Source organism: Duganella sp. OV510, from assembly GCF_900100205.1.
Lineage (GTDB): Bacteria > Pseudomonadota > Gammaproteobacteria > Burkholderiales > Burkholderiaceae_D > Rugamonas.
Genome location: NZ_FNEQ01000001.1, coordinates 1,079,921 through 1,096,147, shown reverse-complemented (window position 1 = coordinate 1,096,147; position 16,227 = coordinate 1,079,921). Strand labels below are relative to the sequence as shown.

The window sequence follows — 16,227 nt, the reverse complement described above, 5'->3', positions numbered from 1 at the left end:
GAGGGCGAGGCCAGTCGGGTTGAGGTAGCCCGGATCATAATGCCTTTTCACCTTGGCAACCCCGCTGGAAAACGTCAACAATCTGAGTGTTTTGGCGCAAACGCCGCATGATAATTGCGGTTGAGGCAAATATGTTTTGGATTTTGCTGTCTTTTTCTCATGAACGAAAGCCCAGATACTGCATGGCATCCACTTTAAAGGAGTCATGCCATGCCCATTGCCTTATTGGCGCTGACCATCAGCGCATTTGCCATCGGAACCACTGAGTTTGTCATCGTCGGCCTGTTGCCAACGATTGCCGCCGACCTGGGCGTCAACCTGCCGTCGGCCGGGCTGCTAGTCAGCCTGTACGCGATGGGCGTCGCCATTGGCGCCCCGGTGCTGACCGCGCTGTCCGGCAAAATGCCGCGCAAGCTGCTGCTGGTGTCGCTGATGGTGCTGTTCACCCTTGGCAACCTGCTGGCCTGGAAGGCGCCGGGCTATGAATCGCTGGTCATCGCCCGCATCCTGACGGGACTGGCACACGGCGTGTTCTTCTCGATCGGCTCGACCATCGCCACCTCACTGGTGCCGAAGGAAAAGGCGGCCAGCGCGATCGCCATCATGTTCACCGGCCTGACGGTGGCGCTGGTGACGGGCGTGCCGCTGGGGACATTCATCGGCCAACACTTCGGCTGGCGCGAGACCTTCCTGGCGGTGGCGGCACTGGGCTTGATTGCTGCTGTCGGCAGCGCGATCTTTGTACCGTCGTCGATCCAGCACAACCAGCCAGCCTCGCTGCTGCAGCAGATGAAGGTGCTGGCTGAACCGCGCCTGCTGCTGGTGTATGCGATGACGGCAGTGGGTTATGGCGGTTCGTTCATCGCCTTCACCTTCCTGGCGCCGATTCTGACCGACATCACCGGCTTCAGCGCCAACGCGGTCGGGCTGGTGATGCTGGTGTACGGCGTATCGGTGGCGGTCGGGAATATCTGGGGCGGCAAGCTGGCCGACCGTCGCGGCCCGATCGGCGCGCTGAAGATCATCTTTCTTGGTCTGGCGGCTGTGCTGGTGGTGTTGACCTTCGCTGCGCCATATAAATGGCTGGTGATCGCCACTGTACTGGCATGGGGCGCGGTGGCGTTTGGTAACGTGGCAGGGTTGCAAGTGTATGTTGTACAGCAGGCAGAGCACTACACACCACGCGCTGTCGATGTGGCGTCGGGCCTGAATATCGCCGCCTTCAACCTGGGCATCGCCGGCGGCGCATGGGGCGGCGGCGTGATCGTCCAGCACTTGGGGCTGGCGCACACCGGCTGGATCGGCGGTCTGGTGGTGCTGGGCGCCTTCGGCCTGACCGCGCTGAGCGGCCGCCTGGACCGCCTGAATCCACGGCCGGCCAGTATCAGTGGGGGCAGGTCGCTCCACGCGACAGGTCACTGAGCGGTGTATAGTGGCGGCGATTTGAACTTCGCCGTCACACCATGTCCGCAGTCTCCCTGTTTAGCCTCATCTCCGCATATTTTGCGATCCTGCTGATCGTTGCCTGGCGCACTTCGCGCAACGCCAACAACGACAGCTTCTTCATCGGTAACAAGAGCAGCAACTGGCTGCTGGTGGCCTTCGGCATGGTCGGTACCACGATGAGCGGCGTCACCTTCATCAGCGTACCCGGCGCCATCGGGCGCGACGGCTTCGGCTACCTGCAGGTCATCCTCGGCTATGTGCTGGGCTATATCGTCGTCATCACGGTGCTGCTGCCGCTGTACTACCGTCTCAAGCTGACGTCCATCTACACCTACCTGGAACAGCGGCTCGGCCCGCGCTCTTACAAGAGCGGCGCCGCGTTTTTCATCCTGTCGCGCACCATGAGCGCGTCGGCGCGGCTGTACCTGGTGGTGAACATCCTGCAAATTACCATCCTCGACAGCTTGGGCGTGCCGTTCTGGCTGACCACGCTGGTCATCCTCGGCATGATCCTGCTGTACACCTACGAGGGCGGCGTCAAGACCATCGTCTGGACCGACATGCTGCAAACCGCCGGCATGGTGCTGGGACTGCTGATCTGCGCCGGCTGGTTGCTGCATGCGATGGACACCGGCCCGCTGGACAGCCTGGCGCAAATGCACGAACAAAACCTGACGCGCGTCGTCACCACCTCGATCGACAGCCCGGCCAATTTCTGGAAGCAGGTCGGCGCCGGTTTCTTCATTGTGCTGGCCATGACCGGCATGGACCAGGAAACCATGCAGAAGAATATCTCGGTCAAAACGCTGCGCGATTCGCAAAAGAATATGGCGCTGATGACGGTTGTACTGACCGCTGTACTGGTACTGTTCATGTACCTTGGCGGCTTGCTGTACCTGTACGCGCCGACAGTGGGCATTACGGCTGTAGGAGACAAGATCTTCCCGGCGGTGGTGATGAGCCACATGCCGGCGGCCTTGCAGCTGATCTTCTTCATCGGCCTGATCTCGGCGCTGTTCCCCAGCGCGGACGGTGCCATGACCGCGCTGACGTCGTCGTTCAGCATCGACATCCTCGGCGTACAGCGCCGCACCGACATGACGGAAGCGGCGAAGATACGCTTGCGCCACCGCGTGCACCTGGTGTTCTGCGCCATCTTCCTGGCGCTGGTGCTGGTGTTCAAATGGGTGGACAACGCCAGCATGGTCGGCCTGGTGCTGAAGCTGACCGGCTATACCTATGGTCCGTTGCTGGGCCTGTTCGCTTTCGGTATCCTGACCCGGCGCGCGCTTCGCGACCGCTGGGTGCCACTGGTGGCGCTGGCCGGACCGGTGCTGTGCTATGTTATTGATTTTAATCAGGAAGCGCTACTTGGTAGTTACCGCATCGGGTTGGAACTACTTGTTATCAATGGCCTGATCGTTTTCACCGGACTGCTGCTTATTTCCAAAAAGCAGCAATAGCAGTATTATCATTGCAAATTACGCAATCATGGAGTGTTGATGAGTCAATCCCCGTTATCTTATGTTCGTCGTGGTTTCGCCTTCTTCTGGCGCGCGCTGGACGCCGGGCGCCGCACGGTGCTGAACCTGATTTTTCTGGCCATCGTGCTGGTGCTGCTGTACGCCATCTTCGGCGGCGGCGCCAAGCCGCTGCAGCCCAAGACCACACTGGTGCTGGACCTGAAAGGCCAACTGGTGGAGCAATCCAGCGTCAATGCGACGGATGCTCTGCTGGCCAACGCACGTGGCGCTGAAGTGCACAAGATGATACAGCTGCGCGATGTACTGGCGGTGCTGGAGACGGCCGCCAAGGATCCGGACATCGGCGGCGCCGTGCTGCTGACTGACGAGATGCAAGGCGCCGGCCAGGCCACGCTGCGTGAAGTGGCCAGCGCCATCGAGCGCTTCAAAGCCGCCGGCAAGCCGGTGGTGGCGTGGGGCGCCAGCTACGATCAACGCCAGTACCTGCTGGCCGCGCATGCCAGCGAAGTGTATATGCACCCGATGGGCATGGTGATGATCGAGGGCTTTGGCCGCTACCGCAACTACTACCGCGACGCGCTGGACAAGCTCGGTGTGACGGTTAACCTGCTGCGCGTCGGCACCTACAAGGCAGCGGCCGAGCCGTATATCGCCAATGGCCCGTCGCCGGCCGCCGCCGAGGCGGACGCGTATCTGTATAACGCGCTGTGGGCTTCGTACACCGACAACGTGGAAAAAGCACGCAAGATGCCGCAAGGCCAGATCATGAAGTCCATTAACGAACTGCCGCAGCAGGTGGCGGCGGTGAATGGTGACCTGGCCAAGCTGTCGGTGGCGACCAAGTTTGTCGACGGCCTGAAAACGCGCGATGAAATCCGCGAGCTGATGGTCAAGCGCGGCGTGCCGGACGCGGAAGGCAAGAGCTTCCGCCAGATCAGCTTCGACGAATACCTGGCGCGTGTGCCGCGCAAGCTGACCGGCGACGCCGTTGGCGTGATCGTGGCGCAGGGCGAAATCAGCGACGGCAGCGCCGGCCCGGGCGCCATCGGCGGCGAGTCGACCTCGAAGCTGATCCGCATGGCGCGCGAAGACAGCAGCATCAAGGCTGTGGTGCTGCGCGTCGATTCGCCTGGTGGCAGCGCCTTCGCTTCGGAACTGATCCGCCGCGAGCTGGAACTGACGCGCGCCGCCGGCAAGCCGGTGGTGGTCTCGATGAGCAACCTGGCAGCATCGGGCGGCTACTGGATTTCGATGGCGTCAGATGAGGTGATCGCTGAGCCGAATACCATCACTGGCTCGATCGGCGTGTTCGCGCTGCTGCCGACCGCCGACAAGGTGGTGGACAAGCTGGGCATCCACACCGCCGGCCAGCCGACCACCTGGCTGGCCGATGCCGGCAACCCGTTGCGTCCACTGGACCCGCGCTTCAGCCAGGTGATCCAGGGCAGCATCAACCATATCTACGAAGAGTTCACCACCAAGGCGGCCAAGGCGCGCAAGACCACGCCGGCCAAGATTGATGAAGTGGCCCAGGGTCGCGTGTGGACTGGCGTGCAAGCCAAGGAGCGCGGCCTGGTCGACCGACTGGGCACCTACAACGATGCGCTGAAATCGGCGGCGTCGCGCGCCAAGCTGGCGGGCGACTATCGTGTGGTGTATGTGGAGCGTGATATCAGCAAGGTTGACCGCTTCATCGAGATGGTCGGCGGCGGCACAGCGAAAGCAGTGGCGCAGGCCGTGGCGGCCGAGCTGAAACTGGGCGCCGCCGCCAGCACCGGTCTGCCGCCAAGCGCGGCGACCGAGGTGGCCGGCGACTTCGCTTGGCTGTCGGAGTTGACGGCGAAACGCAAGCCGTTCACCGCCATCACCCACTGCCTCTGCGAATCGCCTTAAGCCAGCGGTAGCGTCACTTCGAAGCAGCTGCGTCCATCGCGCATCAGGACGCAGCGCGCTTCGCCACCATGGCGGCGGGCGATCTGCCGCACCAGTGCCAGTCCAAGACCGGCGCCGGTATTATCCAGTGTGCCACGACGACGGAAGAAGGGCTCGAACACGCGCTCGAATTCCGAGTCCGGCACGCCCGGGCCCTTATCCCATACACGCAAGGTCGCCACACCGTCGGCGCAGGTAATTTGCACGTTGGCCGGCGGCACGCCGTGGCGGTGCGCATTCTCCAGCAGGTTGCGCAACAGGCGGCGCAGCAAGCGCGGGTCGCCATGCATGATGGCCGATTCGCCGTCCAGCGTCGCCTCGTCATAGCGCGCGCATTCCTCGGCTGTCAGGGCCAGCAGGTCCAGTTCCTCGGTGTCGGTATTTTCCCGGATGGCGCCCAGCCGGCTGGCCAGCAGGATTTCATCCAGCAGATGATTCAGCTCGGCGATGTCCTGCTCCAGGCCCGCACGCCGCTTCGGATCGATGCCTTCCGTGATCAGCTCCAGCGCCAGGCGGATGCGCGCCAGCGGCGTGCGCAATTCGTGCGAGGCGTTGGCCAGCAAGGTCTTGTGCGCGCCGACCAACTGTTCGATCTGGTCGGCGGCGCGGTTGAAGCTTTGCGCCAGCCGCGCCACCTCGTCCTTGCCTTCCACCTTGACGCGCGTGGTCAGGTCGCCGGCACCCAGCGATTCGACGCCTTGCTGCAAGCGTTCCAGCCGCTTGGTCAAATGGCGCACCAGCGGGAAGGCGGCGATGCCGATGCCCAGCGCCACCAGCATCAGCGCGTTGTGCAGCATGGCCTTGGGGCGGGTGAAGCCCAAGGGCTCGCTGGACAGCAGCTTGCGGCCGTCCGGTAGACGCACAAAGGATTCCGGCGGCGGGCCGGTGACGCCTTGCTTGCGCCAGTGTCGCGCCGGGATCATTTCGCCAACCACGGCCAGCGGGCGCCAGTCGCGCGTGTACAGCGTCATATGGGCGTTCATGCCGTAGGCCATGCGGGCCAGCGCGGCCTGTTGTTCCTCGGGCGGCGCATCGGCCGGCGCCAGCATGTTCGACACCAGCTTGGACAGCGTGATGTTGGAGCGCTCCAGCGGGCTGCCGCTGCGGTTCCAGATCAGCGTGGTGGCGATGGCAAACAGCGCCAGGATAAAAAGCAGCGCGACGTAAAAGCGGAAGTAAAGGCGCGGAAGGCCCATGCTGAAGCGTTTCATCAATCCTGCACCTTGGCGAACAGATAACCGGCGCCGCGCACGGTGATGATGCGGCGTGGTTTTTTGGGATCATCCTCGACGGCGGCGCGGATACGCGACATGTGGACGTCGATCGAGCGGTCGAAGGCTTCCAGCGGCTCGCCCTTCAGCAGGTCCATCAGCGCATCGCGCGACAGCACGCGGCCGGCGTGTTTGGCCATCACCAGCAACAGGTCGAACTGGTAGGCGGTGAGGTCGCAGGACACGCCATCCAGCTTGGCCGAATGCGCGGCTGGGTCGATTTCCAGGCGGCCGAAACGCAGGAAGCCTTCGCCGGGCGTGCCGGCGTTGCGTGCGACATCCAGCGGGCGCGGTTCGACGCGGCGGCGCAGGATGGCGCGCAGGCGGGCCAGCAGTTCACGTGGCTCGAAAGGCTTGGGCAGGTAGTCGTCGGCGCCGATTTCCAGGCCGACGATGCGGTCGATGGCGTCGCCGCGTGCGGTCAGCATCAGCACCGGCACGTCCGACGTGGCGCGCAGCTGGCGGCAGACATCCAGGCCGTCCATGTCGGGCAGCATCAGGTCGAGAATGACGGCGTCGATTTCGGCGGCGGCGATGTGGGTCATGGCCTCGCGGCCGGTCGGCGCGTGAGTCACGCGGAAGCCTGATTGGCCCAGGTATTCGGTCAGCATTTCGGCCAGGCGGGGGTCGTCTTCGACTAAAAGTATGCGGTCTACAGGATTCATGTGGGCCATTCTACGTCAGCAGCTTGTAGGGCCGATGTCACCTCGGTAAAGAAATGTAAAGGTAGATTAACGATATCAACGCAAAGTCCTTGATTTGTAGCGAGATTGTATCGTCGGTGTTTCCCCCGCAGACATGGCGAAAACCTTGTGCTAGAGTCCCGGCATTGAGGCCATGGCGCGGTTGCCATGGACACGCACGCCTACAAAAAGGATAACGATGGATTCGCAAGCCAAGCCGACTTTGAATGCCAACCCTCCCAAGCGCAGCCGCAAGCTTCTCGGCAGCGTGATCGCTGTGGCCGTGATGGCCGCGCTGGGTGGACTGGCGTGGTATCTGACGCACCAGCCAGCAACGCCGGCGGGCGGCGCCAGTGCGCAAGGTCCTGGCGGTCCTGGTCCCGGCGGTCCTGGTGGTCCCGGTGCTGGCGGCGGTCGACGCTCGCCGGCCACCACGGTGGGCGTGGCGACGGCAGAGAAAGCCGATATCCCGGTCACGCTGGAAGCATTGGGCACGGTGACGGCGGCGGCCACCACAACGGTGCGCCCGCAAGTCTCCGGCATCCTGCAGAGCGTGTTGTACAAAGAGGGCCAGATGGTCAAGGCCGGCCAGGTGCTGGCGCAGATCGATCCGCGCCAGTTTGAAATGTCCCTGATGCAGGCCACCGGCACGCGCCAGCGCGACGAAGCCCAGCTGGAAAACGCCAGGCTGACGCTGAACCGCTACCGCACGCTGCTGACCCAGGACTCGATCGCGCGCCAGGATGTCGACACGCAGGCGGCGCTGGTCAAGCAGCTGGAAGGCACGGTCATGACCGACAAGGCGGCCGAGGGCACGGCGAAACTGAACCTGGGCTACACCAAGGTGGTGGCGCCGATCTCCGGCCGCGTGGGCTTGCGCACGGTGGATATCGGTAACCTGGTCGGCTCCAGCGACACCAGCGGCATCGCCGTGATTACCCAGCTGTCGCCGATTGACGTTGAATTCTCGATCCCGCAGGACAGCGTGCCGGGCGTGGCGCAGCGCGTCAACGACGGCGCTTCGTTGCCGGCGCTGGCGCTGGACCGCACCCGCACCAATACGCTGGACAGCGGCAAGTTCTACGCGATGGACAATCAGATCGATACGTCGACCGGCACGGTCAAGGCCAAGGCGCGCTTTGCCAACGCCAAGTCGACGCTGTTCCCGAGCCAGTTCGTCAACGTGCGCCTGGAGCTGAACACCATCAAGGACGCCATCATGGTGCCGGTGACGGCGCTGCGCCATGGCACCAAGGGTGACTTCGTCTATGTGCTGAAAGAGGACAAGACCGTCACCGTGCGCCAGGTCAAGCGCGGCGCCTCGACCACCGACAAGGTGCAGATCACCGAGGGCCTGAAGCTGGGCGAGCAAGTCATCACCGAAGGCGCCGACCGCCTGAAGGAAGGCGCGAAAGTCACGCTGCCGGGCGCCAAGCCGGCTGGTGCTGGTGCTGGCGCCGGTGCTGACGGCGCGGCCAAGGGTGAACATCACCGCCGCAACAAGGAAGGCGCGGCCAAAGCAGAAGGCGCAGCGAAACAATGAGTCCATCCGCACCATTCATCCAGCGTCCGGTAGCGACTTCGCTGCTGATGCTGGCGATTGTCCTGGCGGGCATCGTCGGCTTCCGCTTCCTGCCGCTGTCGGCGCTGCCGCAGGTTGACTTCCCGACCATCCAGGTGCAGACGCTGTACCCGGGCGGCAGTCCGGAAGTGATGGCGCAGACCGTGACCGCGCCGCTGGAACGCCAGTTCGGCGCCATGGCCGGCCTGTCGCGCATGAGTTCCACCAGCGCTTCCGGCGTATCGATCATCACCTTGCAATTCGGACTGGGACAGTCGCTGGACGTGGCCGAGCAGGAAGTGCAGGCCGCGATCAACGCCGGCTCATCGCTGCTGCCGACCGACCTGCCGGCGCCGCCAATTTACGCCAAGGTCAATCCTGCCGATGCGCCGGTGCTGACGCTGGCGATCACCTCCGACACGATGCCGCTGACCGAGGTGCAGAACATCGTCAACACCCGCCTGGCGCTGAAGATCAGCCAGGTGTCCGGCGTCGGCCTGGTCACGCTGAGTGGCGGCCAGCGCCCGGCGGTGCGGATTCAGGCCGACACCAATGCGCTGGCGTCGTATGGCCTGGGCCTGGACACACTGCGCACCGCCATCACCGCAGCCAACGCCAACGGCGCCAAGGGCAGCTTCGATGGCCCGAGCCGCGCCTACACCATCAACGCCAACGACCAGCTGGTGACCGCCAAGGATTACAAAGACCTGATCCTGACCTACAAGAACGGCGCGCCGGTGCGGCTGGCCGACGTCGCACAGGTGGTCGACAGTGCCGAGAACGTGGAGCTGGGCGCCTGGGCCAACACCAAGCAGGCCATCATTCTCAACGTGCAGCGCCAGCCTGGCGCCAACGTTATCGCCACCGTGGACGCCATCAAGGCGCGCCTGCCGGAACTGCAAGCAGGCCTGCCGGGCGCCATGCATGTCGAGGTGCTGAGCGACCGCACCAAGGGCATCCGCGCCTCGGTCGAACACGTGGAGCTGGAGCTGTTGTTGGCCGTGGTGCTGGTGGTGCTGGTGATCTTCGCCTTCCTGCACAGCCTGCGCGCGACTGTGATTGCCAGCCTGTCGGTGCCGATTTCGCTGATCGGCACCTGCGGCGTGATGTATTTGCTCGGCTACAGTTTGAACAACCTGTCGCTGATGGCGCTGACCATCGCCACCGGTTTCGTGGTCGATGACGCCATCGTCATGATCGAGAACATCGCCCGCTACATCGAGGAGGGCGAAACGCCAATGGCCGCCGCGCTGAAAGGCGCCAAGCAGATCGGCTTCACCATCATCTCGCTGACGGTGTCGCTGATCGCCGTGTTGATCCCGCTGCTGTTCATGGGCGACGTGGTGGGCCGGCTGTTCCGCGAATTCGCGATTTCGCTGGCCATCACCATTTTGATTTCCGCCGTGGTGTCGCTGACGCTGGTGCCGATGATGTCGGGCCGCTGGCTCAAGCCGCACGGCGAGGAAAAACTCAGCCGCTTCGCGGTGCGCTTCCAGGAATTCTTCGACTGGGTCATCAGCCACTACGACAGGTCGCTGACCTGGGTGATCAAGCATAGCGGCCTGACGCTGCTGGTGGCGCTGGGCACGTTGCTGCTGACGGTGCTGCTGTACATCGTCATCCCGAAAGGCCTGTTCCCGACGCAGGATACCGGCCAGTTGCAGGCACGCCTGGAAACCGGCAAAGCGGTTTCCTATCAAAAGATGGCGTCGTTGCAGCAGGAGGCGGCCAAAGCAATTCTCGAAGATGCGGCGGTTGAGAATCTCAGCTCCGTGGTTGGCGTGGACGCGGCCAACAACACCATGCTGCACACCGGCAGCATGCTGATCAACCTGAAGCGGGAAGGGCGCGGCAACCAGCAGGAAACCATGGACCGCCTGCGCAACCGCGTGGCGCAAATTCCCGGGCTGACCTTGTACCTGCAACCGACGCAGGATCTGACCATCGATGCTGAAACCGGTCCGACCCAGTTCCGCGTGTCGATCGAAGGCGCGGACAACGCCACTGTGAACGAATGGGCGACCAAGCTGGCCAACCAGATGCGCACCAAGTCGCAGCTACGCAATGTGGTATCGGACGTCGAGGCCAGTGCCGCTGCGGCCTATGTCAGCGTTGACCGCGACACGGCCTCGCGCCTGTCGGTGACTGCCGCGTCGATTGACGATGCGCTGTACAGCGCCTTCGGCCAGCGCATCGTCTCGACCATCTTCACCGAGACCAACCAGTACCGCGTGATTCTGGAAGCGCGCCGCGATGATATCTCGACGCCGGAAGACCTGGGCAACCTGCAACTGAAGACCGGTTCCGGCAAGGCCACGCCGTTGTCGGCGGTGGCTACCGTCACCGAACGCCAGGCGCCATTGCAGATCACCCACGTGGCGCAGTATCCGGCCACCACGCTGGGCTTTGACACCGCACCAGGCATCTCGCTCGGCACTGCGGTCGACAGCATCAAGCAGGCTGCGGTCGATATCCATATGCCGACTGCGGTCACGCTGACCTTCCTTGGCGCGTCCGGCGCCTACCAGAATTCGCTGGACAACCAGCTGTGGCTGATCCTGGCTGCCGTGGTGTGCGTGTACATCGTGCTGGGCGTGCTGTATGAAAGCTATATCCACCCGCTGACCATTTTGTCGACGCTGCCGTCGGCCGGCGTCGGCGCCTTGCTGGCGCTGTGGGTCTCGGGCCAGGACCTGGGCGTGATCGGCATCATCGGCATCATCCTGCTGATCGGTATCGTCAAGAAGAACGCGATCATGATGATCGACTTCGCCATCGAGGCGGAGCGCGACGAAGGCAAGCCGCCGCGCGAGGCGATCCACCAGGCCGCGCTGCTGCGCTTCCGTCCTATTCTGATGACGACGCTGGCCGCGCTGTTCGCTGCCGTGCCGCTGATGCTGGGCTGGGGCGAAGGCTCGGAGCTGCGCCGCCCACTGGGGCTGGCCATCTTCGGCGGCCTGATTGTCAGCCAGTTGCTGACGCTGTACACCACGCCGGTGATCTACCTGGGCTTCGACAGCCTGGCGCGGCGCCTGCGTGGCGAGTCTGGCGACAAGCGCAAGCCGCAGGCTGAAGGCGGTGCCGCGTGAACCTGTCCTCGCCATTCGTCAAGCGTCCTATCGCCACCGTCTTGCTGACGGTCGGCGTGGCGCTGGCCGGCATCGGCGCGTTCTTCGTGCTGCCGGTGGCGCCGCTGCCGCAGGTGGACTTTCCGATCATTTCGGTCAACGCCACCGTGCCCGGTGCCAGCCCGTCGACCATGGCCACCAGCGTGGCCACGCCGCTGGAGCGGCACCTGGGCACCATCGCCGGCGTCAACGAGATGACCTCGCAGTCCAGCACCAGCAGCAGCAACGTGATCCTGCAGTTCGACCTGAACCGCAATGTGGACTCGGTGGCGCGCGAGGTGCAGGCGGCGATCAATGCCAGCCGTGTCGATTTGCCGGCCACGCTGCGCAGCAATCCGACTTACCGCAAGGCGAATACCTCCGGCTCGCCGGCGATCATTCTGGCGCTGACCTCGAAGACCCGTACGCCGGGCCAGATCTACGATTCGGTGTCCAACATCGTGTTGCAACGCCTGTCGCAAGTGACCGGCGTGGGCGACGTGGAACTGGGCGGCAGCTCGCTGCCGGCGGTGCGCGTGGAATTGAATCCGTTCGCACTGAACCGGCAGGGTTTGTCGATGGAGGACGTGCGCGCCGCCATCCAGGCCGCCAACGCCAACCGTCCGCGCGGTGCTATCCAGGGCGACGGCCGCCGCTTGCAGATCTATACCGAATCGGCCAACACTGTCGGCGGCCGCAGCGCCGCCGATTATCGTCAGCTGATTGTCGGCGTGCGCAACGATGTGCCTATCCGCCTTCAGGATGTGGCGGAAGTGGTGGACGGCGTCGAGGACCAGAACAATCTGGGCCTGTTCAACGGCGAGCCAGCCATCATCGTGCTGCTGCGCTCCCAGGCTGGCGCCAACGTCATCGAGACGGTGGACAGCGTGCGCGCACAGCTGCCGATGCTGCAGGCGCAGCTGCCGCCGGACGTCAAGATCCAGGTGGCCAGCGACAGTACCAATTCTATCCGCTCGTCGCTGCATGAAATCGAAGTGACGCTGATTATCTCCATCCTGCTGGTGGTGCTTGTGGTCAGCGTATTCCTGCGCAATGTGCGCGCCACCATCGTGCCGACGGTGGCCACCGTGGTGTCCTTGCTGGGCACTTTCGGCGTCATGTACCTGCTGGGCTTCAGCCTGAACAACCTGTCGCTGATGGCGCTGACCGTGGCTACCGGCTTCGTGGTCGATGACGCCATCGTGGTGCTCGAAAATACCACCCGCCATATCGAGGCCGGCATGGACCGCTTCGAGGCGGCGCTGCTGGGCGCGCGCGAGGTGGGCTTCACCGTGCTGTCGATCAGCCTGTCGCTGATTGCCGTGTTCATTCCGCTGCTGTTCATGGGCGGCCAGTTCGGCGCGCTGTTCAAGGAGTTTGCGATTACCTTGTCGGCGGCGGTGATGATTTCACTGGTGATCTCGCTGACCACCACGCCAATGATGTGCGCCTGGCTGCTGACGCCCGGCGGCCACGAAGCCAGGCCGCAGACGCCGGTCGCGCGTTTCTTCGAGCGTGGCTTCGACGCCATCCTGCGCGGCTATGCGCATGCGCTGGACTGGGCGCTGCACAGTGTGTGGCTGGTGATGGCCAGCCTGGTGTTCGTCATCGGCCTGAATTTCTACCTGTTCGCGGCCATCCCGAAAGGTGGTTTCCCGCAGCAGGACACGGGCCAGATCAGCGGCGGCATCCGCGCCGACCAGAGCATCTCGTTCCAGGCCATGCAGGGCAAGCTGCGACAGCTGGTCAACATCATCAAGGATGATCCGGCAGTGGACACGGTGGTCGGCTTCACCGGCGGCCGCCGTGCCGGCGGCGGCTTCATGTTCATCAACCTGAAGCCGGCCAATCAGCGTGACGTGGCCGGTCAGGCAGTGATCGCGCGCCTGCGGCCGCAGCTGGCCAAGGTGACTGGCGTCAGCCTGTTCCTCAGTCCTGTGCAGGATCTGCGCTCGGGCGGACGCTCGGCCAACGCCAACTTCCAGTACACGCTGAAGTCCGACAATCAGTCGGACCTGAAGAAGTGGGCGACCCGTTTGGCGCAGGCGATGAAAGAGCAAAAAGCGCTGATGGACGTGGACTCCGACCAGGCCGACAATGGCGTCGAGACTTTTGTCACCATCGACAAGGACATCGCCTCGCGGCTCGGCGTCTCGACCAAGGATATCGACAATGCGCTGTATAACAGCTTCGGCCAACGCCAGGTGGCGACCATCTATGATGAGTTGAACCAGTACCACGTCATCATGGAAGTGCCGCGCGAATTCGCCAAGAGCCCGAATGCGCTTAACGATGTCTACGTGCCGGCCAAGGGCTTGCCGTCGCCGTCGGCGTCCAATCCGAGCGGTGCGCCGACCGTGAGTACGACCACCACCTCGTCCACCGGCGCCACATCCACCACCACCACGGCCGCCAATGTGGCCGCGCCGGCGGTGAAGGATGCATCGTCCGGTTCGGCGCTGAGCACCACGGCCACCACCATGGTGCCGCTGTCGACGTTGGCGCGCTTTGCCGAAAGCTCGGCGGCGACTTCGATCAATCACCAGGATGGTGAACTGGCGACCACCATCGCCTTCAACCTGGCCGAGGGCTACAGCTTGTCCGACGCTGCGGCCGCGATCTCCAGCGCCGAGGCGGAAATCGCCATGCCGAATAATGTGCGCGGCAATTTCGCCGGCTCCGCCAAGCAGGCGCAGGAGAGCAACAAGTCGCTGCCGCTGCTGATCCTGGCCGCGATCGTGGTGATCTACATCGTGCTGGGCATCCTGTACGAAAGCCTGGTGCACCCGGTGACGGTGCTGACCACGCTGCCGTCTGCCGGCGTTGGCGCGGTGCTGGCGCTGCTGATCTTCAAGATGGAGTTCTCGACGATTGCGCTGATTGGCATCTTCCTGCTGATCGGTATCGTCAAGAAGAACGCCATCATGATTATCGACTTTGCGCTGGAAGCCGAGCGCGCGCGCGGGCTGTCGCCGCTGGAAGCAGTGCGCGAAGCCTGCCTGCTGCGTTTCCGCCCGATCCTGATGACCACCTTGGCGGCGGCGCTGGGCGCGTTGCCGCTGGCGATCGGCTTCGGCGAAGGCTCGGAGCTGCGCCAGCCGCTGGGCGTGGCCATCATCGGTGGCCTGATCGCCAGCCAGCTGTTGACGCTGCTGACGACGCCCGTGGTCTACATCCTGATGGACAAGCTGCGCCGCCGCAGCCCGTCCGAACAACAACTCAGCCGCATCCATAGCGACGAATCGCCGATTACACCATGAGCAAACACGCATCTTCTTCCTCTTATTCCCTGAGCGCGCTGGCCGTGGTGTCGGCGCTGCTGGCCGGCTGCTCGGTCACGCCGGCTTACAAGGTGCCTGAAACGGCGGCGCCGTCGGCCTACAAGGAGACACCAAGCGACGCTGACAAGGCTGCCGCCGGCTGGACCGCCGCCGCACCGGCCGACACGCTGGAACGCGGCCCGTGGTGGCAGCTGTTCGGCGATCCGCTGCTGAACCAGATGGCCGACAGCATTGAGGTGAATAATCAGAACGTCGCCGCCGCCATCGCTGCGTATGCGCAGGCGCGCTCGCTGGTGGCCGAGCAGCGCGCGTCGCTGTTCCCGTCGGTGAACCTGAACGGCAGCGCCACGCGCACCGGTGGCGGCGGCAACACGTCAACCGCCAACCAGTACCGCGCCAATATCGGCGCCAGCTGGGAGCCGGATGTATGGGGCAAGCTGCGCGCCAACGTCAGCAACGCCGACGCCAGCCTGCAGGCCAGCGCCGCCGACCTGGCCGCAGCACGCCTGTCGGCACAGGGCGAACTGGCCACCAATTACTTCTCGCTGCGCCAGACCGATGCAGAGAAGGCGCTGCTGGACGCCACCGTGGAAGGCTATGAGCGCGTGCTGCAGATCACGCAGAACCGCTTCGATGCCGGCATCACCGCCAAGTCGGACCTGCTGCAGGCGCAGACGCAGCTGGCCAGCGCTCGCATCGACCAGATCACGCTGGTGCGCCAGCGCGCCACGCTGGAACATGCGATTGCGGTCTTGCTGGGCAAGCCGGCCGGCGACTACACGCTGGCACCTGCCGACTGGAAGATCGCCGTGCCGGATATTCCGACCGGTGTGCCATCGACGCTGTTGCAGCGCCGTCCCGACATCGCCGCCGCCGAACGCCGCGTGGCCGCCGCCAACGCCAATATCGGCATCGCCCGCAGCGCCTACTTTCCTAGCCTGAACCTGACCGGTTCCTACGGCTACGGATCGTCGTCCACCGGCGGCTTGTTCAACGCTTCCAACAACCTGTGGTCACTGGGCCTGACGGCGGCGCAGACGCTGTTCGACGCCGGCGCCATCAAGGCCCGCGTCAGCGGTGCCGAGGCGGCGCGCGACCAGGCCATCGCCAACTACCGCCAGACCGTGCTGACCGCATTTGCCGATGTCGAGAACCAGCTGGCCGCCACCCGCACGCTGGCGCAGCAGCAGGATCTGCGCAAGGTGGCGTCGGAAGCGGCCGACCAGGTCGAGGTGCAGATGTTGAACCGCTACCGCGCCGGCCAGGTCAGCTACAGCGACGTGGTGACTGCGCAGCAGACTGCGCTGAGCGCGCGCCGCTCTCTGGTACAGGCGCAGGCGGATCGCCAGACCACAGCGATTGCCCTGATCCAGTCGCTGGGCGGCGGCTGGCACGCCGCCCAGTAAGCTGTCGTCGCCGCGAAAGCGGCGACCCATGGAACGCCAGCAGCGCGACGCGGCCG

The 16,227-nt window shown here is 64.3% G+C and carries 9 protein-coding genes; 7 read left to right on the top strand and 2 right to left on the bottom strand.

What is annotated here, in order from left to right; genetic code table 11:
- The first annotated feature begins 210 nt into the window (after nt 1–210).
- The 3 genes from BLS51_RS05055 to sppA are packed head-to-tail and all read left to right on the top strand — an operon-like array spanning nt 211 to nt 4,823.
- Nucleotides 211–1,422 (top strand): MFS transporter, encoded by a 1,212-nt coding sequence (locus tag BLS51_RS05055; RefSeq protein WP_090177260.1) that lies wholly within the window; start codon nt 211–213, stop codon nt 1,420–1,422.
- A gap of 41 nt (nt 1,423–1,463) precedes the next feature.
- The gene (locus BLS51_RS05050; RefSeq protein ID WP_090177261.1) at nt 1,464–2,909 is read left to right on the top strand and encodes a sodium:solute symporter; all 1,446 of its coding nucleotides are present in this window, start codon (nt 1,464–1,466) and stop codon (nt 2,907–2,909) included.
- Nucleotides 2,910–2,948: 39 nt separating this feature from the next.
- Nucleotides 2,949–4,823 (top strand): signal peptide peptidase SppA, encoded by a 1,875-nt coding sequence (gene sppA / locus BLS51_RS05045; protein WP_090177265.1) that lies wholly within the window; start codon nt 2,949–2,951, stop codon nt 4,821–4,823.
- Here sppA and BLS51_RS05040 read toward each other — a convergent pair.
- Both BLS51_RS05040 and BLS51_RS05035 read right to left on the bottom strand, forming a co-directional pair.
- Nucleotides 4,820–6,073, bottom strand: coding sequence for a sensor histidine kinase (locus BLS51_RS05040; RefSeq protein ID WP_090177268.1), 1,254 nt, complete (start codon nt 6,071–6,073; stop codon nt 4,820–4,822). The two genes, sppA and BLS51_RS05040, sit on opposite strands and share 4 nt — an antisense overlap.
- Complete coding sequence (locus BLS51_RS05035; protein WP_217636399.1) at nt 6,073–6,798, bottom strand: response regulator; 726 nt, start codon at nt 6,796–6,798, stop codon at nt 6,073–6,075. The genes BLS51_RS05040 and BLS51_RS05035 overlap by 1 nt, the downstream gene beginning before the upstream one ends.
- Before the next feature lie 217 nt (nt 6,799–7,015).
- Between BLS51_RS05035 and BLS51_RS05030 the strand changes: the two genes are divergently transcribed.
- Genes BLS51_RS05030 through BLS51_RS05015 form a run of 4 tightly spaced genes read left to right on the top strand, consistent with a single transcriptional unit; the run spans nt 7,016 to nt 16,171 of the window.
- Nucleotides 7,016–8,359, top strand: a complete 1,344-nt coding sequence (locus tag BLS51_RS05030; RefSeq protein ID WP_090177275.1) for an MdtA/MuxA family multidrug efflux RND transporter periplasmic adaptor subunit — start codon at nt 7,016–7,018, stop codon at nt 8,357–8,359.
- Nucleotides 8,356–11,466 carry an efflux RND transporter permease subunit gene (locus BLS51_RS05025; protein WP_090177279.1) on the top strand — a complete coding sequence of 1,037 codons (3,111 nt, stop codon included), beginning with the start codon at nt 8,356–8,358 and terminating at the stop codon, nt 11,464–11,466. Before BLS51_RS05030 ends, BLS51_RS05025 begins: the two co-directional genes overlap by 4 nt.
- Nucleotides 11,463–14,744: an efflux RND transporter permease subunit gene (locus BLS51_RS05020; RefSeq protein ID WP_090177282.1), complete on the top strand. Its 3,282-nt coding sequence runs from the start codon at nt 11,463–11,465 to the stop codon at nt 14,742–14,744. The genes BLS51_RS05025 and BLS51_RS05020 overlap by 4 nt, the downstream gene beginning before the upstream one ends.
- Nucleotides 14,741–16,171 (top strand): efflux transporter outer membrane subunit, encoded by a 1,431-nt coding sequence (locus BLS51_RS05015; RefSeq protein ID WP_090177285.1) that lies wholly within the window; start codon nt 14,741–14,743, stop codon nt 16,169–16,171. The genes BLS51_RS05020 and BLS51_RS05015 overlap by 4 nt, the downstream gene beginning before the upstream one ends.
- The last annotated feature ends 56 nt before the right edge of the window (nt 16,172–16,227 follow it).